Origin of the sequence: Streptomyces sp. NPDC085927, assembly GCF_044540975.1 — a bacterium.
In the GTDB taxonomy this organism is placed as follows: Bacteria; Actinomycetota; Actinomycetes; order Streptomycetales; family Streptomycetaceae; genus Streptomyces; species Streptomyces hirsutus.
The window spans coordinates 555,720-573,542 of record NZ_JBITSN010000003.1 but is presented as its reverse complement, the minus strand read 5'-3'; the positions used below and the strand labels follow the sequence as shown (position 1 = coordinate 573,542).

The window sequence follows — 17,823 nt, the reverse complement described above, 5'->3', positions numbered from 1 at the left end:
CGGCGTTCCGGCGGGCGATGTTCCGGCGGCCGGCGTTCAGGTCCTCAGTGCCTCGACGGCGCGCGCCAGGGCGTGCGGCACATCGGGCACGAGGGTGTGCGCCCCGTCGCGTACGACGTGCCGCCCCGCCACGACCGTGTGCCGTACGTCGGCCGCCGTCGCGGCGAATACGGCGGTCTCGGCGCCGAGCCGGGGCGGTGGCCCCGCTGTTCTGACCGACTCCAGGGTGAGGGTGGTCAGGTCGGCGAGGGCGCCGGGTTCGATGGTGCCCGCCCGGTCCCAGCCGAGGGCGGCGTGGCCGTCGGCGGTGGCCGCCCGCAGCAGTGCGTTCGCCGTCCAGTGGCCGCGGGTGCGGGTGCGCAGGCGCTCGTTCAGCTCCAGGGCGCGCGCCTCCTCCAGCAGGTCGACGACGGCGTGGCTGTCCGAGCCGAGGGAGAGCCGGGAGCCCCGGCGCTGGAGGGCGGCCGCGGGGCCGATGCCGTCGGCCAGGTCGCGTTCCGTGGTGGGGCACATGCAGGTGCCGGTGCCGCTGGCGCCGATGAGCGCGATGTCCTGGCCGGTGAGGTGCGTGTTGTGGATGCCGGTGGTGCGCGGTCCGAGCACGCCGTGGTCGGCGAGGAGCCGGGTCGGGGTGCGGCCGTGCGCCTCCTGGCAGGCCTCGTTCTCGGCGGTCTGCTCCGACAGGTGCACGTGCAGCGGGGCCCGCCGCTCCTCCGCCCAGCGTGCCACGGTCTCCAGCTCCCGGGCGGGCACGGCCCGTACGGAGTGGATGGCGGCACCGATCCGCACGTGCTCCCGTTCCCTGAGAACCGAACAGCGTTCGGCCCAGGCCTCGGCGGTGCCGTCGGAGAAGCGGCGCTGGTGGGCGGTGGGCGGCTCGCCGAAGCCGGCGGACAGGTAGGCGGTGTCGAGGAGGGTGATGCGGACACCGGCCTCGGCGGCGGCCGCGATGAGGGCCTCCCCCATGGCGTTGGGGTCGGCGTACGGGGTGCCGCCGGGGGCATGGTGCAGGTAGTGGAACTCGCCGACGGCGGTGATGCCGGCGAGGGCCATCTCCGCGTACACGGCGCGGGCGAGCCGGTGGTAGGTCTCGGGGGTCAGCCGGTCGGCGACCGAGTACATCACCTCGCGCCAGGTCCAGAAGGTGCCGGCACCGACCTGGACGGTGCCGCGCAGGGCGCGGTGAAAAGCGTGCGAGTGGGCGTTGGCCAGCCCGGGGAGGGTCAGCCCGCGCAGGATCTCCGCCCCGGGGGGCGGGACGGGGACGTCCGTGGTGACGGCGGTGATGCGGCCGTCACCACCGCCGTCACCACGGGCACCGACGGCCACGGTCACGCCCGGTTCGACCCGGTCGCCGAGCCAGGCGTGCTCCAGCCAGAACGTCCGTCCGGGGGCCGCCGGGGGCTCGGGAGCCGTGGTGGCCGTGGTGGCGTCGCCGGCCCGGGGGGCCGTTGCGCTCGCCGTGGTGCCGCTGTCCTGTGTCACCTGTCCACCAGTCCCTCCAGTACGTCGGCGAGTGCGGCCACCCCGGCCAGGCAGTCGTCCTCGGCCGCGTACTCGGCCGGGGAGTGCGAGACGCCCGTGGGGTTGCGCACGAACAGCATGGCGGTCGGAATGCTCGCGGAGAGGATCCCGGCGTCGTGTCCCGCCCCCGTGCCGAGGACGGGGATCCGGTCCGGGGCCGGGCCGTGGCCCCTGTCCCGGCGCAGGATGCGGGCGAGTTCGTCGCGCAGGGCGTGGTCGAAGTCGACGACGGGTGTGCGGGACTCGCGGACCACGTCCAGGTCCACGCCGTGGGCGGCGGCGTGCGCGCGGGCCGCCTTCTCCACCCCGGCGACCACGGTGTCCAGGCTCGTCTGGTCGGCGGCGCGGGAGTCGAGCCAGCCGCGCACCAGGGAGGGGACGGCGTTGACGCCGTTCGGCTCGACGGTGATCTTGCCGAAGGTGGCGAGGGCACCGGCGAGTTCGGCCTCGCGGCGGGCGGCGAGGACCGTCTCGGCGTACGGCAGCATGGGGTCGCGGCGGTCGGCGAGACGGGTGGTGCCGGCGTGGTTGGCCTCGCCGCGGAAGTCGAACCGCCAGCGGCCGTGCGGCCAGATGGCACTGGCGAGGCCGACCCGGTCGCCGGACAGGTCGAGGGCACGGCCCTGTTCGACGTGCAGTTCGACGAAGGCGCCGATGCGGGCGAGCCGTTCGGGGTCGGCGCCGATGGCGTCGGGGTCGTGTCCGGCGGCCTCCATCGCCCGGGGCAGGGTGATCCCGTCGCCGTCGGTGAGGCGGTGCGCCCGGTCACGGGTGAGCTGTCCGGCGGTGAGCCGCGATCCGACGCAGGCGAGCCCGAAGCGGGCGCCCTCCTCGTCGCCGAAGTTGACGATGCCGAGGGGGCGGCCGAGCGGTGTTCCCCTACGGCGCAGTTCGTCGAGGGCGGCGAAGGCGGAGACCACTCCGAGGGGGCCGTCGAACGCTCCGCCGTCCGGCACGGAGTCCAGATGGGACCCGGTGACGACGGCGTCCCCGGCGGCGGGGTCCCCGAGCCAGGCCCACTGGTTCCCGTTCCGGTCCACGTCGAGCCGCAGTCCCCGCAGTCCGGCCTGCGCGGCGAACCAGGCCCGGCATTCGGCGTCGGCGCCGGTCCAGGCGTAACGCCGGTAGCCGCCGGAGTCGGGGTGGCGGCCGAGAGGGAGCAGGTCACGCCACATCGCCTGGAAAGTGGGGGGCGTGGAGGGCCCGGTCACGCGCCCTCACCCTCGCGTCCTCCGCGTCCTTCGTGCCTCTCGGCCCCCTCGTGCTCCTCGGTCCCCTCGTGCATCGGTACCCGTACGCCCCGCTCCGACGCGACCGAGTCCGCGAGGTCGTAGCCGGCGTCCACATGGCGGATGACGCCCATCCCGGGGTCGTTGGTCAGGACCCGCCGGATCTTCTCGCCGGCGAGCCCGGTGCCGTCGGCGACCGTCACCTGGCCCGCGTGCAGGGAGCGGCCCATGCCGACGCCTCCACCGTGGTGGACGGACACCCAGGAGGCCCCGGACGCCACGTTCACCATGGCGTTGAGCAGCGGCCAGTCGGCGATCGCGTCGGACCCGTCGAGCATGCCCTCGGTCTCCCGGTACGGGGAGGCCACGGAGCCGCAGTCGAGGTGGTCGCGGCCGATGACGACGGGGGCCGAGAGTTCCCCGGAGGCGACCATGTCGTTGAACCGCTCGCCGGCCCTGTCCCGCTCGCCGTATCCGAGCCAGCAGATGCGCGCGGGCAGGCCCTGGAAGCGGACCCGTTCCCCGGCCAGGCGCATCCAGCGGGCGAGGGACGCGTTCTGCGGGGACTCGGCCTCGGGGAAGAGGTCGAGGACGGCCCGGTCGGTCTTCGCGATGTCGGCGGGGTCGCCGGACAGGGCGGCCCAGCGGAAGGGGCCCCTGCCCTCGCAGAACAGCGGGCGGATGTAGGCGGGGACGAAGCCGGGGAAGGCGAAGGCCCGGTCGTATCCGGCGAGTCGGGCCTCGCCCCGGATGGAGTTGCCGTAGTCGAAGACCTCGGCCCCGGCGTCCATGAAGCCGACCATCGCCTCGACGTGCCGGGCCATGGACTGGCGGGCGCGGGCGGTGAAACCGGCCGGGTCCTTGCCGGCGGCGTCGGCCATGTCCTCGAAGGCGATTCCGGTGGGCAGGTAGGCCAGCGGGTCGTGGGCGGAGGTCTGGTCGGTGACGATGTCGACGGGGGCGCCCATGGCCAGCAGCCGCGGGACCACGTCGGCGGCGTTGCCGAGGACGCCGATGGACAGCGGGCGGCGGGCGTCACGGGCCTCGGTGGCCAGGCGGAGGGCGTGGTCGAGGGAGTCGGCCCGGACGTCCAGGTAGCGGTGCTCGATGCGGCGGTCGATGGCGCGCGGGTCGCAGTCGACGCAGAGCGCGACGCCGTCGTTCATGGTGACGGCGAGCGGCTGGGCGCCGCCCATGCCGCCGAGGCCGGCGGTCAGGGTGACGGTCCCGGCGAGGGTGCCGCCGAACTTCTTCGCGGCGACGGCGGCGAACGTCTCGTAGGTGCCCTGGAGGATGCCCTGGGTGCCGATGTAGATCCAGGAGCCGGCGGTCATCTGCCCGTACATGGTCAGGCCGAGGGCCTCCAGGCGGCGGAACTCCTCCCAGTTGGCCCAGTCGCCGACGAGGTTGGAGTTGGCGATGAGGACCCGCGGGGCCCATTCGTGGGTCTGCATGACGCCGACGGGGCGGCCGGACTGGACGAGCATCGTCTCGTCCTGCTTGAGGGTCCTCAGGGTGCGGACCATGGCGTCGAAGGAGCGCCAGTCGCGGGCCGCCTTGCCGGTGCCTCCGTAGACGACGAGCTGGTCGGGGTGCTCGGCGACCTCCGGGTCGAGGTTGTTCTGCAGCATGCGCAGGGCGGCCTCCTGGGGCCAGCCCAGGGTGCTCAGGTCCGTGCCGCGCGGGGCGCGGACGAGGCCGCGGGACGACGCGGCGTGCCCGGCGGGGGCGCGGTGGGGGGAGACGGGCGGGCGGGGTCCTGACATGGTCTGCCTCCTGGTGGCGAGCTCCCGCACTTACTACAGATATTCACACCTTCGCAGTCTGAATAGGGCCAGTCAATGCACGCGGCCGTGGCGGCGCGCAGAGCCGGACGGTGCTTGGCTGAAGGCATGGGCGCCGACATGGGTACAGGCACGGGCATGAGCATGAGCATGGGAATCGAAACGGGAGACGACGGCGGGACGCGGGAGACGGGTCACGGCGAGGACGACGGGCAGGCAGCGGGAGCACGGCGGGCGGCCCGGCGGGACGCGGCGGTGCGGGCCGCCGTGGCGCAGGGACTGCTCGGTCCCGGTCATCCCCTGGTGGCGCTGCTCGACGTCACGGGCATCCGGGAGTCGGCGGCCGAGCTGCGGGAGGCCTTCGCGGCGGTGACACCGTCCGGCACCCCCGTGCTGCACGCCTTCGCGGTGAAGGCGACCCCGCTGGTACCGGTGCTGCGGCTGCTGCACACGGAGGGCATCGGGGCCGAGGTCGCCAGCCCCGGCGAGCTGGCGCTGGCGCGGGCGGCGGGGGTGCCGCCGGAACGGACGGTGCTGGACTCGCCCGCCAAGACACCGGCCGAGCTGCGGGAGGCGCTGGCGCTGGGCATCGCCGTCAACGCGGACAACCCGCAGGAGCTGGCGCGCATCGACGCCCTGATGGCCGGCTCCCCGGCACGGCCGGCAGGTCTCCGCTCCCCCCGCTCACCCCTCGGTATTCGGGTGAACCCGCAGGTCGGCGGGGGCACCATCGAGGCCCTGTCCACCGCCACGGCGACCTCGAAGTTCGGTGTGGCACTGCGCGACGAGGGGGCGCGGGAGTGGGTCGTGCGGGCGTACCTCGACCGGCCGTGGCTGACCCGGCTGCACACGCACACCGGCTCCCAGGGCATCGCCCTGCCCCTGATGGCCAAGGGTGTGGCGGAGACGTACGCGCTGGCCGAGGAGATCAACCGGCGCGCGGGGCGGCAGCAGGTCGACACCGTCGACATCGGCGGCGGGCTGCCGGTCGACTTCACCTCCGACACGGCCGGCCCGACGTACACGCGGTACGCGCGGCTGCTGAAGGAGACGGTGCCCGGACTGTTCGACGGGCGGTACGGGCTGGTCACCGAGTTCGGACGGTCGCTGCTGGCGAAGCACGGCACGGTCGTCGCCCGGGTGGAGTACGCCAAGAGCGCCGGCGGGCGGGCGGTCGCGGTGACGCACGCGGGCGTGCAGGTGGCGACGCGCACGGTGTACACGCCGGCCGCGTGGCCGCTGAGGATCGCCGCGTACGACGCCGCGGGGCGGCCCAAGACGGGGCCGGCGGTGATGCAGGACGTGGCGGGGCCGGCCTGTTTCGCGGGCGACCTGCTCGCCCGCGAGATCCCGCTGCCGCTGCTGGAGCAGGACGACCACGTGGCGGCGCTGGACACCGGTGCGTACGCCTTCGCCCACCACTACGGGTACAACTCGCTCCCCCGCCCGGCCGTCCACGGCTTCACCGCGCACCAGGTGGACCGGGCGGACGGCACGGACCCCATGAGCGGCCCGGACCGCACGGGCGGCCCGGACGGCCCGGGCGACGGGGTCGCCTTCGCGCTGGTGCGTCCGGCTCAGACGGCCGAGGAGCTCGTGGCCGAATCGGGCGGCGCCCACCTCGACGCCCTGGTTCCGTGACCGCCCGGCCCTGACCGGTCCCGCCTCGGCCCCCTGCGGGTGGGGCCGAGGCGGCCGGGTCGAGCCGGGTCAGGGTCGAGTCGGGTCAGGGTCGAGTCGGGTCAAGGCCCGGTCAGGGCCGGGCCCGGTCAGGTCAGGGCCGAGGCCCGGTCAGGTCAGGTCAGGTCAGGGCCGAGGCCCGGCGGGCGCCGCCCGGGGCCGCGTCGCCTGCCGCGATGCCGGTGGTGCGGTAGCCCTTGACCGCCTTGCCGGCCGGGCTGCCCGCACCGCCGCTCAGCCAGTCGACGCGGACCCACAGCAGGGCCTCGCCGGCCTCCTCCAGGCGGCCGATCCAGGACGCCTTCAGCCACAGGCCCACACCGCACCCGGCGAGCAGCAGACCGCCCGCCGCGGGGACCGCGAACGCGCTGCCCAGGGCGGCCAGGAAGGCGAGCAGCAGCCACCAGCGGTGCCGGCGGCGCCAGTTGCGCACGCTGACCGCCCGGTCCTGGAGCACGTCCTGCTTGCCCGCCCGCACCGCCGGCCGGGCCAGCTCGCGGTACCGCCCACGCCGTACGTACGCCACCAGGGCGAGGGCCACGAGGAACAGCGCGGCACCGGCCGTCACACCGATCCGGCGGCCGGTCAGTCCCGGCACCAGCACGCCGATGCCCGCCGCGAACACCCCCAGCCACCACAGCGGCGCGGCCCCGGCCCGTACGACCACGGCCACCCGAGCCAGCCCCTGTCCTCCGCGTCCTGCGCGCATCACGTCCAGCCTCCCGTCCACTTCAGTGGAGCGTCCGTAGGGTCCGGGGCGCAGATTAGTGACTCGAGGTGAGAGAAATCTGAGATACCCGCGAGGAGCGTGACCTCCCCCGCCGCCCCGGGCCCTGACCTCACTCCACGAACAGGCCGCGCGTCGCCGCCTTCGTGTCGAACTCCTCCAGACGGGCCTGGGCGTCCGGCAGGTCGTCGCACATCGCCTCCAGCAGTACCCGGCCCAGCAGCATCGGCGCGCACGCCGTGTCGAAGGCCAGCCCGGTGCCGACGGCGGCGGGCAGCAGCAGGTCGGAGACCTTGGCGACCGGCGCGAAGGCGGAGTCGGCGACGGTGACCACGGTCAGCCCCGTCTCCCTGGCATGGGTGAGGGCGTCGACGACCTCCCGGGGGTGCCGGGGCAGCGCGAAGCAGAGCAGGGCCCGGGCGCCGGCCGCCGCGGCGGCGTCGACGCGGTCGTGGAGCATGGTGCCGCCCTCGTTGAGCAGCCGTACGTCGGGGTGGACCTTGGCAGCGAAGTAGGCGAAGCCGTGGGCCTGCGCCGCCGCCGCGCGCAGGCCGAGCACGGGCAGCGGCCGGCTGCCCGCGAGGATCCGCCCCGCCCGCCGCACGGGCTCCGGATCGGCGAGCACCTCGGCCAGGTGCCGCAGGTTCTCGATCTCGGCCTCGACGGCCTGCTGGTACTCGTTGTACGACCCGGCGTCCGGCGCCGGCGGCCCGGAGGGCACGACCTCGCGCAGGTGCCGACGCAGGGCGGGATAGCCGTCGAAACCGAGGGCGACCGCGAACCGGGTCACGGAGGGCTGGCTGACCCCGGCCAGCTCGGCCAGTTCCACGCTGGACAGGAACGGCACGTCGGCCGCGCGCCGCACCATGCTGTGTGCGATGCGGCGCTGCGTCGGCGTCAGCCGGTGCCCCTCGAACAGCGCCTGCAGGCGCGCGGCAGGCCCCTCGGTGACACTCATGACACGGCTCCCCCTCGACCTGACCACACGGCTGCCGACCCGGCCCATTCACCCGCCGTGCTTCCTGCATGCCGTTATACAGGCGAACCCCGGGCGCGCACGACCGGGACCGGGCAGACCCCCGGCCGACAAGGGGGGCTATCCCCAGTGCCGTGGGCGGCCGGGCTGCCTACCGTGGTCCGTATGAGCGGAATGGACGCACGGGACGCCGATCTGAAGAAGGAACTCAACGCCACCCTGCAGGCCCGCGGGGAACTGGGCGACGAGTACGAGTCCGCGCTGGTCGACTCGTTCCTGGAGAAGGTCGACCAGCGTATCGACGGGGCGGTGGAGCGCCGGGTGCGCCGGCAGCTCGCCGAGCAGCAGATGACGGTGGCCCGGGACTCCCGGTCGCCGAAGGCCACGGACACCTGGGGCGAGCGTTTCGGCTTCGGGATCGTCTCCCTGGTCCTGGCGGTGCCGCTGTCCGCCATCGGCGGCGGCGTGGCCCATCTGCCCGGCCTGCTGGTCGCCTGGCTGGGCATCGTCGGCGTGAACGTCGTCCAGGCGGCCCGCATCAACCCGGGCCTGTTCGGCCGCCGCGGGCAGCAGCGGCAGGACGACGCCTGGGAGGACTGAGCGCGGGGGCCGCACGCGGAGGACCGGGGGCGGGAGGCCGGACGCGGGAGACCGGACGCGGGAGACCGGACGGGATCGACGCGGGGACCACCGCACCCCCGTTACCGGGGGGCGGGACGACGGTGGTCCCCGCGTAGCGACGCGGGCCGGCCGGGCCGGGCTGCGCGCCTGGCGTCCATGGGGGTCCGGGAGCCGCTCCGGAGGTCCTGTGACGCCGTTCCCTGCCGGCCGGGAAGGGGAGCCGCTCCCTGCCCGCCGACAACGACCAATCTGCCGGACCGGTGTTAAGCGAGTGCTGCGCGCACGTGACGCCCGCGTACCACTTCCGCGAAGTCCACGAGGATCACGTCACGGCCCGGCTCCCGGCCCTCACGGCCGGTTCACCCGCCGTCGGCAGACGCCGGCCGTCCCTTCCCGCCCGCCGCCTCCCGCCGGTCAGTTGCCTCCGGTCACTTCCCGTCCTTGGCGAGGAAGGAGAGCAGGTCCTGGCGGCTGACGACGCCGGTCGGCTTGCCCTCGACCAGGACGATCGCCGCGTCGGCCTTGCCGAGCACGGCCATCAGGTCCGCGACCGGCTCGCCGGAGCCGACCTGCGGCAGCGGGGCGGACATGTGCTTCTCCAGCGGGTCGTCGAGCGAGGCCTTCTTGCTGAACAGCGCGTCCAGCAGTTCCCGTTCCACCACCGAGCCGACGACCTCGGCGGCCATCACGTCCGGGTGGCCGGCGCCCGGCTTGACGACCGGCATCTGCGACACGCCGTACTCGCGCAGCACCTCGATGGCCTCCCCGACCGTCTCGTCGGGGTGCATGTGCACGAGGGACGGCATGTGACCGCCCTCCTTGTGGTCGAGGACGGCGCTGACGCGCGCGCTGGGGCCGGCGTCCTCGAGGAAGCCGTAGTCGGCCATCCACTCGTCGTTGAAGATCTTGCTGAGGTAGCCGCGTCCGCTGTCCGGGAGCAGCACCACGACGACGTCGTCCTCACTGAGCCGCTCGGCCACCCGCAGCGCCGCGACCACGGCCATGCCGCACGATCCGCCGACGAGCAGGCCCTCCTCCTTGGCGAGGCGCCGGGTCATCTGGAAGGAGTCCTTGTCGGACACGGGGACGATCTCGTCCGCGACGGTCCGGTCGTAAGCGGTCGGCCAGAAGTCCTCGCCGACGCCCTCCACCAGGTAGGGCCGCCCGGAGCCGCCGGAGTAGACGGAGCCCTCGGGGTCGGCGCCGACGACCTGGACGCGGCCGTCGCTGACGTCCTTGAGGTAGCGCCCGGTCCCGGAAATGGTGCCGCCGGTCCCGACCCCGGTCACGAAGTGGGTGATCTTCCCCTCGGTCTGCTCCCACAGCTCCGGTCCGGTGGACTCGTAGTGGCTGAGCGGGTTGTTGGGGTTGGAGTACTGGTCCGGCTTCCAGGCTCCCGGCGTCTCACGGACCAGCCGGTCGGAGACGTTGTAGTACGAGTCGGGGTGCTCGGGGTCCACCGCGGTCGGGCAGACGACCACTTCGGCCCCGTACGCCCGCAGTACGTTGATCTTGTCCAGGGAGACCTTGTCGGGGCACACGAAGATGCACTTGTACCCCTTCTGCTGGGCCACGATGGCCAGGCCGACGCCGGTGTTGCCGCTGGTCGGCTCGACGATGGTGCCGCCCGGCTGCAGCTCTCCGCTCTTCTCCGCCGCCTCGATCATGCGCAGGGCGATGCGGTCCTTCACCGAGCCACCGGGGTTGAAGTACTCCACCTTGGCCAGGACGGTCGCCCCGATGCCGTGGGTGACGTTGTTGAGCCTCACGAGCGGGGTGTTGCCGACGAGGCTGATCATCGAGTCGTGGAATTGCACCGTTGTCTCCGGATGCTGCAAAAGGTGTGGTTGACGTAGTGATGCCAGCGTAGAGCCTGTTCCAGCCACTGTCCCTGACCCCGGCTCCCGGCCCCGCCCGCCCCGGGCCGTTCACTCACCGCGAAGATTGGATCACGGTCCGTACGGGGCAAGCACTTGGTGTGCGGCTGTGCGGCCGTGCGTACGGCTGTGAGGTTGTACTGCTGTGCGGCTGTGAGGCGGTACCGCTGTACGGCTCGGAGGAGGTGGCGGCGAGGCATGACGAGGATGTCGAGGGCGAGGGTGGCCCGGCGGATCGCGGCCGGCGCCGCGTACGGCGGGGGCGGCATCGGACTGGCCGGTGCGGCCGGCGTCGGGCTGCTGCTGGCCGAGGCCCGGCTGGCGCGACGCCGCGTGGGCAACGGCAGGAGTTCGCACGTACCGGCCGCGGACGGCCTGTACGGCGCCGCCTACACGGTGCCCGGTGAACCGGCGCTGCGGCTGACGATGCTGGGTGACTCCACGGCCGTCGGCCAGGGCGTGCACCGGGCCGGCCAGACCCCGGGCGCGCTGCTGGCCTCGGGGGTCGCGGCGATCGCGGAGCGGCCGGTGGGGCTGAGCACGGTGGCGGTGCCCGGGGCCTGCTCCGACGATCTGGACCGGCAGGTGACGCGGGCGCTCGCGGACCCGTCCCGGGTGCCCGACATCTGCGTGATCATGGTCGGCGCGAACGACGTCACGCACCGCATGTCGCCCGCGCTCTCCGTGCGCCACCTGTCCGCGGCGGTGCGCCGGCTGCGTACGGCGGGTGCGGAGGTCGTCGTGGGCACCTGCCCCGACCTGGGCACGCTCGAACCGGTCCAACAGCCCCTGCGCTGGCTGGCCCGGCGGGCCTCCCGGCAACTGGCGGCGGCCCAGACGATCGGCGCGGTCGAGCAGGGCGGGCGCACGGTGTCGCTGGGCGACCTGCTCGGCCCCGAGTTCGCCGCGAATCCCCGTGAGCTCTTCGGCCCCGACAGCTACCACCCCTCCGTCGAGGGGTACGCCACGGCGGCCATGGCCATCCTGCCGACGGTCTGCGCCGCCCTCGGCCTGTGGCCGGCCCAGGACGAGCGGCCCGACGCCGCGCGCCGCGAGGGCTTCCTCCCCGTCGCCCGGGCCGCGGCCGAGGCCGCCTCGGAGGCGGGCACCGAGGTCACCGCGGCCATGCCCACGGGCCCGAGGGGCCCCTGGGCCCTCCTCAAGCGCCGGAAGCGCCGCCGGGTGCGGGAGCCGGAGCCGCAGGCCGTGGAGTCCGGGAAGTCCCAGACCCAAGCAAGCGCTTAGTAAGATGCGGCCAGTGTCACACTGCGCGCCCCGTGACCCCGCCACTACGTCCGGGTAACTTCCCAAGCAGCCCTGCCCGACCACCCGGCGCGCCCTCCCGCCGCCCGACCTTCACCCCTCGACGAGGCGCTGCGCGCCGCCCCTTCCCTCAGGAGCCGTAATGCCCGAAGCCGTGATCGTCTCTGCCGCCCGTTCCCCCATCGGCCGCGCCTTCAAGGGCTCCCTGAAGGATGTGCGCCCGGACGACCTGACCGCCTCGATCATCCAGGCCGCCCTCGCCAAGGTCCCCGAGCTGGACCCCAAGGACATCGACGACCTGATGCTCGGCTGCGGCCTCCCCGGCGGCGAGCAGGGCAACAACCTCGGCCGCGTCGTCGCCGTGCAGATGGGGATGGACCACCTCCCCGGCTGCACCATCACGCGCTACTGCTCCTCGTCCCTGCAGACCTCCCGCATGGCACTGCACGCCATCAAGGCCGGCGAGGGCGACGTCTTCATCTCGGCCGGCGTCGAGACGGTCTCGCGGTTCACGAAGGGCAACTCCGACAGCCTGCCCGACACCCGCAACCCGTTCTTCGCCGAGGCCGAGGCCCGTACCGCCGCCGTCGCGGAGCAGGAGGGCACCACCTGGCACGACCCGCGCGAGGACGGCCTCGCGCCGGACGCCTACATCGCGATGGGCCAGACCGCCGAGAACCTGGCACGGCTGAAGGGCGTCACCCGCCAGGACATGGACGAGTTCGGCGTCCGCTCGCAGAACCTGGCCGAGGAAGCCATCAAGAACGGCTTCTGGGAGCGCGAGATCACTCCGGTGACGCTGCCCGACGGCACCGTCGTCAGCAAGGACGACGGTCCGCGCGCCGGCGTCACCCTGGAGGGCGTCTCCGGCCTCAAGCCCGTCTTCCGCCCCGACGGCCTGGTCACCGCCGGCAACTGCTGCCCGCTCAACGACGGCGCCGCCGCACTCGTCGTCATGAGTGACACCAAGGCCCGCGAGCTGGGTCTGACCCCGCTCGCCCGGATCGTCTCCACCGGCGTCTCCGGCCTCTCCCCGGAGATCATGGGCCTCGGCCCGGTCGAGGCGTCCCGGCAGGCGCTGCGCCGCGCCGGTCTCACCATCGACGACATCGACCTGGCCGAGATCAACGAGGCGTTCGCCGCGCAGGTCATCCCCTCCTACCGCGAGCTCGGCATCCCCCTGGAGAAGCTGAACGTCAACGGCGGCGCGATCGCCGTCGGCCACCCGTTCGGCATGACCGGCGCCCGCATCACCGCCACGCTCATCAACTCCCTCCAGTTCCACGACAAGCAGTTCGGCCTGGAGACGATGTGCGTCGGCGGCGGCCAGGGCATGGCCATGGTCATCGAGCGCCTCAGCTGACCCTCCGGGCCGACCGCTGTCGCGGCGCGCGATGCGCACTGCGCGATGGCTCAAAGTAGCCGGAGCGGCACGACTGGTGAGCCCGCGGCCCGGGACCCCTGCCTCGTCGGGGTTCCGGGCCGTTCCGTGATCCAATCTCCCCCAGGATGTGACCTATCTCCCTCGCCACGGAGATCCGCGCAGGTCAGAACCCTGCCTCCACCCAGCCCGGAAACCACACTCTGTCCGTTTCGTGACGTTACGCACTGACAGATGGTTAGTCCACCCTTCAAGCTGATGTAGGAAGTCGGGGGTCGACTTTGAACCGGGAGTACGTCAGTGAGCGCCATGCCGATCGCCCTGTTGGTCACCACGGCCGCAACCGGCGCCGTGGGCGTCGCCGTCCTGCGCAGCATTCTGGTGCTGCGCCGACAGGTCGCGGCCCTGCACACCGAGCTGGTCGAGGAGCGCGCCGCCACCCTGCGTGCGCTCCTGCCCGCCGCCCGCTCCGCCCACACCGACGAGATACGCGCGGCCGTGGCCGAGGCTCTGGCGGAGGAACGGGAACGGGAGCTCGCCGAGGCGCGGGCGTTCTGGGCCGCTCAGGAGACGCGTGACATCTCCGACGCGCCGTCCCTGCTGGGCCTGGCCGACAGTGAGCTGTTCATGCCGCGGCAGACCGATTTCGTGGGTCTGGAGCCGGTGGCCGACCCGGGCGCCGACCCCGACGAGTACGCCCCGAAGGACTTCGTCCAGGGCGGTACGCCCACGGAGTCCCCGGAGCTGGCCGCGGCCCGTCGCCGGCACCCCTCGCACCCGGACTTCGTCCCGAACCCGTCACCGGTCGCGAACGACCACGAGCGCACCGTCTCCACACTGGAGGAGCTGGCCTCCTCCGAGGTGGAACTGACCGACGTCCGTCCCGGCCCGCTGGGCACCCTGGACGTCTACGTCTTCGCCGACGGCACGACGCTGTGCATGACGCCGGGGCACCGGGAGACCGCGGAGCGGCTGGCCGCGGCCCTGCGTGCGGGCCAGACCCCGTTCCTGCTGGGCGGTTCCGGCATCTCGGGCGCGTACACGCTGACCTTCGCCTGCGGCGAGGAGAACGTCTACATCCTGGCGGACCGCGTCATCGCGTCCCTCTGACCCTTCCGCCTGAATCCTTCCGCGCGATCTTTCCGCTCACTCTTTCCGCGCGCCGGGCGTGTCCCTACACCCCGGCGCGTTTCTGCGCCTCCTCCACGAGCCGTAGCGCCTCCGCGACCTCTTCCTCGCTCTCCAGTACGAGCGCCAGGTCGTGGCCGGCGACGGTGACCTGGTCGGCGGCGGCGAACATGCCCGCGTCGGGCATCTCGCGGGGCTCGGCGCCCGGCTCCTCCAGGCGCTGGGTCCACCACGCCAGTTCCCTGGCCAGGGCGAGTGCCTCGGCGGCGGCCCCCCGTTGCAGCCGGCTCTGCGGCGCGGCCCGCAGGCGGTCGGCGAAATGATCCACGGCACGGGTGAGGGGCGTCGTATCAACCACGCGGTGAGCGTACGCGGCACGACGGGGCTGTTGCCAACGGACGAACGCTCAGGCACGGTGACCTGAAGGACCGGCTCACACCCTGCGCTGGAGGCGCCGATGTCCCAAGTCCTCTCCGAGGAGACCCACCGCAACATGCTCGCCCGCATCCCGCACTGCACCGGTCGTGAGGTCTCCGACTGGCTGCGCACCGTCGAGGAAGAAGGCCCCTCCCTCTTCCGCTTCGAGGAGAAGGTCAGCTGGCTCCGCCACGAGTACGACCTGGCGTACGGCCATGCCAAGGCGATCGTCCACGAGTACGACATGAGAAGGGCCGCGCGCAATCTGCGCTGAGCCCACGCCCTGCCCACGTCGGCCCACCACCCACCGCCCACCGCCCACCACCCACCCTGCCCGCACCACGGCGAAGGGCCCCGGGTGAACCCGGGGCCCTTCGCGTATGTCCGCGTGGTGCGGACGCGTCGGTCACCGACGCGCCGACCGGTCGCTAATCGCTGCTGTTGAGGATCGCGATGAGCCTCAGGAACTCCAGGTAGAGCCAGACCAGCGTCAGCGTGAGGCCGAAGGCGGCGAGCCAGGCCTCCTCGCGCGGGGCACCGTAGGCGAGGCCGTCCTCGACCTGCTTGAAGTCCAGGGCGAGGAAGCAGGCACCGAGGATGATGCCGACGACACCGAAGATGATGCCGAGCGGGCCGCTGCGGAAGCCGAGGCCGTCACCGCCGCCGAACACCGCGAACAGCAGGTTCACGCCCATCAGCAGGATGAAGCCGAGCGCGGCCGCCATCACGAAGCCGTAGAAACGGCGGTTGACGCGGATCCAGCCCGCCTTGTACGCCACCAGCACACCGACGAAGACCGCCATGGTGCCGAGCACGGCCTGCATGGCCGCACCGTCGGCGATGCGGTTGTCGACGACGCTGGAGATGACGCCGAGGAACACACCCTCGAACGCGGCGTACGTCAGGATCAGCGCGGGCACGGCCTTGCGCTTGAAGGACTGCACGAGCCCGAGGACCATGGCGATCAGCGCGGCGCCGATGCCGATGCCGATGGACCGGCCGAGGTTGGCGTCGTCCACGGGCAGCAGGGCCCAGGCGAGCGCGGCGAAGACGATGAGCACGCCGAGCGTGGTGCCCGTGCGCATGACGACGTCGTCGATGGTCATCCGGCCGGTGGCGGCGGGCGCCTGCGGCGGCGCACCGTGCTCCACGTCCTGCTGGCCGTACGGGTTCTGCGCGTAGGGGTTCTGCGCGTACGGGTTGCCGGTGGGCTGCGCGTACGGGTTGCCCTGCGTGGCGACAGCGGGACCCCCGGCCTGCGGCGCGGTGTTGAAGCCCGCGTAGCCGTTGTCGCGGCTGAACCCCCGTCGCGAGAAGACCGGGTTTCTGCTCCTCATTTCACTCCTCCATGGCCACACAGCGCGGCCTTGGGCTCAAGAGTAATAGGTAGGCAAAGGAATGACCCCAATGCTTGAGAAGGATCTTTCCCTCGTTGTGCTGCACAACACGCTACGCGGCCATGCGATTCCCCTCACCGCAGGGGACCGAACCATGACCTGCCTGGGACCTGCCCGGAACCGGCCGGAGATCACCCCCGGCCGCCCTCGGCGCTCACCTGCCGGCCGGAGACGTCGAGGACCGGCCCCGGCACCGGAATCCGCACGGGCGCCGCACCGCTCCGCCCTTCCCGTGGCCGGCCGGCACCAGCGCGGACCCCCGGCCCCGGAGTCCGCCGTCGGTACCGATGGCCGGGCCGCTGAAATCGAAGGACGCGATACGGCGAATCGGGGGAAGCCTGCGCACCCGGACCGGCTTCACCGCCACGTGGCCGAAGGTGTCGCCGTCGCCCGGCACACCGCCCGCCCCGCGGCCCCACGTCCGGACGGCACCGTCCTCGTCGAGCGCGAAGGCGACGCCGCCCCCGCCCTCCACCTGCACGGTGTTCCCCGGGTCCGGCATCGGCACCGGACGCCCGGTCCGGCCGCCGCGCGGCTCCGCGCCGAGCAGCCCGTGGCCGTTGTTCTCCCAGGCGCAGACCCGGCCGTCGCCCCTCGCCGCGACCAGCACCCGCGGCCATGCCGGACCAGCCGTGTTCCCCACCCCCGTGGAACCGATCCTTTCCTCGACGCCTGCGTACGCACACTTTCCGTGCGGCACCTTCGCCTCGGCGACGCCGGTACGCATCGGCCCCCGCAACGGCTGCGTCCGTCCGTGAGGGCTGCGTCCGTCCGTGAGCTGCGTCCGTCCGTGAGGGCCTCACCGGCGGGGCGCAGCGGCGCCGGGATCGACCGGCACCACACCGCCCCTTCGGCGGCCCGCCCCGGGGAAGGCGGGGACCTCGCCGGAAGTGAGGCGCCGGTCGGACGGAAGCGGCGGCGGCGTGGGGAACGGGGCGGGAGGCGAACGGGAAGACAGCGGTGGAGCCTGGCGGCGTTCGAGCGGATCGGCGGGAGAGAAGCCGTGGCGAGCATTGCGGAACGGATGCTGTTGGTGATGCCCGGGGAGGGGCTCGTGCGGTCGGCCGCGGCCGCCGGGTTCGACCTGTGGGCGGTGGTGGGGCCCCGGGAGGCGCTGCCGGGCACGCTCCCCCTGGAGCGGCTGCTCGTCACCGGTCCGGGCGGGGTCGCCGACGGGACCCTGCACGGCCTGCTGACCTGGCTCCTGCGGCGGTACGGCATAGGACAGCTGATGTGCGGGCCGGGAGCCGGGGACGACGTCCGGGCCGTCGTACGGCGGGTGCGGCGGGAGCGGGACGGGATGCTGTGGCGGGACCCGGCCGCCGAGCGGCTGAAGGACCCCGTGGCGCTGCGGCGGCTGCTGCTCGAGGCGTCCTGGCCCCCGGTGCGCGCGGAGGAGGCCGGCGGAGTCGCCCGGGCCCGGGCCGCCGCGGAGCGGATCGGGCTGCCGCTCGTCATCAAGTCCCGCGACGCCGGGGGCCGGTGGAGAGGTCCCGCCTTCGTGCGGGACGGGACGGCGCTCGCCCTGTGGGCCGAGACCGCGGCCGACGGCGCGCAACTCGTCGAGGAACTGCTCCTCGGACCCCGCTACCGGGTGGAGACGCTCTCGCTGGGCGGAATGCATCACGTGGTGAGCGTGGCGCGGCAGGGCACGGGCCCGCCCGGTGCGCCGGACGAGGTGTCCTGGGTGCGGTCCTGTGTGCGGGAACTCCTCGACCTCGCCGGGTTCTCCGAGGGCGCGCTGCGCACCGACACCGTGCTGACCGCGGACGGGCCGCGGGTCGCGTGCTGCGCCGACGGGGGGCTGTGAGCAGCCGTG

Annotated in this window: 16 protein-coding genes; 7 read left to right on the top strand and 9 right to left on the bottom strand. The window is 73.5% G+C overall.

Annotated elements, in window-relative coordinates; all coding sequences use genetic code 11:
* Nucleotides 1-36 precede the first annotated feature (36 nt).
* The 3 genes from ACIF80_RS11630 to hutU form a co-directional block, all read right to left on the bottom strand.
* Complete coding sequence (locus ACIF80_RS11630; RefSeq protein ID WP_399802660.1) at nt 37-1,374, bottom strand: formimidoylglutamate deiminase; 1,338 nt, start codon at nt 1,372-1,374, stop codon at nt 37-39.
* 107 nt (nt 1,375-1,481) lie between these two features.
* Entirely contained in the window at nt 1,482-2,699 is a 1,218-nt protein-coding gene (locus ACIF80_RS11625; RefSeq protein ID WP_399802658.1) for an allantoate amidohydrolase, read from the bottom strand.
* Between the two features lie 32 nt (nt 2,700-2,731).
* The gene (hutU, locus tag ACIF80_RS11620) at nt 2,732-4,519 is read right to left on the bottom strand and encodes a urocanate hydratase (protein ID WP_399802468.1); all 1,788 of its coding nucleotides are present in this window, start codon (nt 4,517-4,519) and stop codon (nt 2,732-2,734) included.
* A gap of 168 nt (nt 4,520-4,687) precedes the next feature.
* On the opposite strand from hutU, the gene ACIF80_RS11615 reads away from it, so the two are divergent.
* On the top strand, nt 4,688-6,178 hold the full coding sequence (locus ACIF80_RS11615; RefSeq protein ID WP_399802465.1) for a diaminopimelate decarboxylase: 1,491 nt from the start codon (nt 4,688-4,690) through the stop codon (nt 6,176-6,178).
* Nucleotides 6,179-6,338: 160 nt separating this feature from the next.
* Here ACIF80_RS11615 and ACIF80_RS11610 read toward each other — a convergent pair whose 3' ends face one another.
* Nucleotides 6,339-6,926, bottom strand: a complete 588-nt coding sequence (locus tag ACIF80_RS11610; protein WP_399802462.1) for a hypothetical protein — start codon at nt 6,924-6,926, stop codon at nt 6,339-6,341.
* Between the two features lie 130 nt (nt 6,927-7,056).
* Nucleotides 7,057-7,902 (bottom strand): MurR/RpiR family transcriptional regulator, encoded by an 846-nt coding sequence (locus ACIF80_RS11605; RefSeq protein WP_399802459.1) that lies wholly within the window; start codon nt 7,900-7,902, stop codon nt 7,057-7,059.
* A gap of 183 nt (nt 7,903-8,085) precedes the next feature.
* Here ACIF80_RS11605 and ACIF80_RS11600 point away from each other — a divergent pair, with 183 nt between their 5' ends.
* Nucleotides 8,086-8,520, top strand: a complete 435-nt coding sequence (locus ACIF80_RS11600) for a hypothetical protein (protein WP_399802457.1) — start codon at nt 8,086-8,088, stop codon at nt 8,518-8,520.
* 449 nt (nt 8,521-8,969) lie between these two features.
* On the opposite strand, the gene ACIF80_RS11595 is transcribed toward ACIF80_RS11600, so the two are convergent.
* Nucleotides 8,970-10,358 carry a cystathionine beta-synthase gene (locus tag ACIF80_RS11595; protein ID WP_399802454.1) on the bottom strand — a complete coding sequence of 463 codons (1,389 nt, stop codon included), beginning with the start codon at nt 10,356-10,358 and terminating at the stop codon, nt 8,970-8,972.
* 258 nt (nt 10,359-10,616) lie between these two features.
* Here ACIF80_RS11595 and ACIF80_RS11590 point away from each other — a divergent pair, with 258 nt between their 5' ends.
* The 3 genes from ACIF80_RS11590 (at nt 10,617) to ACIF80_RS11580 (ending at nt 14,172) form a co-directional block, all read left to right on the top strand.
* Nucleotides 10,617-11,663, top strand: coding sequence for an SGNH/GDSL hydrolase family protein (locus tag ACIF80_RS11590; protein WP_399802451.1), 1,047 nt, complete (start codon nt 10,617-10,619; stop codon nt 11,661-11,663).
* 160 nt (nt 11,664-11,823) lie between these two features.
* Entirely contained in the window at nt 11,824-13,044 is a 1,221-nt protein-coding gene (locus ACIF80_RS11585) for an acetyl-CoA C-acetyltransferase (protein WP_399802449.1), read from the top strand.
* Between the two features lie 318 nt (nt 13,045-13,362).
* A complete protein-coding gene (locus ACIF80_RS11580) occupies nt 13,363-14,172 on the top strand; it encodes a hypothetical protein (protein ID WP_399802446.1) in 810 nt (269 codons plus the stop codon).
* A 64-nt stretch (nt 14,173-14,236) separates the two neighbouring features.
* Here the strand turns inward: ACIF80_RS11580 and ACIF80_RS11575 are convergent, their stop codons facing one another.
* A complete protein-coding gene (locus tag ACIF80_RS11575) occupies nt 14,237-14,548 on the bottom strand; it encodes a hypothetical protein (RefSeq protein WP_399802444.1) in 312 nt (103 codons plus the stop codon).
* Nucleotides 14,549-14,647: 99 nt separating this feature from the next.
* Here ACIF80_RS11575 and ACIF80_RS11570 point away from each other — a divergent pair, with 99 nt between their 5' ends.
* Nucleotides 14,648-14,881 (top strand): DUF4287 domain-containing protein, encoded by a 234-nt coding sequence (locus ACIF80_RS11570; RefSeq protein ID WP_399802441.1) that lies wholly within the window; start codon nt 14,648-14,650, stop codon nt 14,879-14,881.
* 154 nt (nt 14,882-15,035) lie between these two features.
* Here ACIF80_RS11570 and ACIF80_RS11565 read toward each other — a convergent pair whose 3' ends face one another.
* Nucleotides 15,036-15,944 carry a Bax inhibitor-1/YccA family protein gene (locus ACIF80_RS11565; protein WP_399802438.1) on the bottom strand — a complete coding sequence of 303 codons (909 nt, stop codon included), beginning with the start codon at nt 15,942-15,944 and terminating at the stop codon, nt 15,036-15,038.
* Between the two features lie 214 nt (nt 15,945-16,158).
* A complete protein-coding gene (locus ACIF80_RS11560) occupies nt 16,159-16,647 on the bottom strand; it encodes a hypothetical protein (RefSeq protein WP_399802436.1) in 489 nt (162 codons plus the stop codon).
* Between the two features lie 360 nt (nt 16,648-17,007).
* On the opposite strand from ACIF80_RS11560, the gene ACIF80_RS11555 reads away from it, so the two are divergent.
* Nucleotides 17,008-17,814, top strand: coding sequence for a hypothetical protein (locus tag ACIF80_RS11555; RefSeq protein ID WP_399802433.1), 807 nt, complete (start codon nt 17,008-17,010; stop codon nt 17,812-17,814).
* Nucleotides 17,815-17,823 lie beyond the last annotated feature (9 nt).

Coding starts and splice junctions, on each gene's coding strand:
- ACIF80_RS11625 (WP_399802658.1), bottom strand. CDS start 2,699: ATGTGGCGTGACCTGCTCCCTCTCGGCCGCCACCCCGACTCCGGCGGC.
- hutU (WP_399802468.1), bottom strand. CDS start 4,519: ATGTCAGGACCCCGCCCGCCCGTCTCCCCCCACCGCGCCCCCGCCGGG.
- ACIF80_RS11615 (WP_399802465.1), top strand. CDS start 4,688: ATGGGAATCGAAACGGGAGACGACGGCGGGACGCGGGAGACGGGTCAC.
- ACIF80_RS11610 (WP_399802462.1), bottom strand. CDS start 6,926: ATGCGCGCAGGACGCGGAGGACAGGGGCTGGCTCGGGTGGCCGTGGTC.
- ACIF80_RS11605 (WP_399802459.1), bottom strand. CDS start 7,902: ATGAGTGTCACCGAGGGGCCTGCCGCGCGCCTGCAGGCGCTGTTCGAG.
- ACIF80_RS11600 (WP_399802457.1), top strand. CDS start 8,086: ATGAGCGGAATGGACGCACGGGACGCCGATCTGAAGAAGGAACTCAAC.
- ACIF80_RS11590 (WP_399802451.1), top strand. CDS start 10,617: ATGACGAGGATGTCGAGGGCGAGGGTGGCCCGGCGGATCGCGGCCGGC.
- ACIF80_RS11585 (WP_399802449.1), top strand. CDS start 11,824: ATGCCCGAAGCCGTGATCGTCTCTGCCGCCCGTTCCCCCATCGGCCGC.
- ACIF80_RS11570 (WP_399802441.1), top strand. CDS start 14,648: ATGTCCCAAGTCCTCTCCGAGGAGACCCACCGCAACATGCTCGCCCGC.
- ACIF80_RS11565 (WP_399802438.1), bottom strand. CDS start 15,944: ATGAGGAGCAGAAACCCGGTCTTCTCGCGACGGGGGTTCAGCCGCGAC.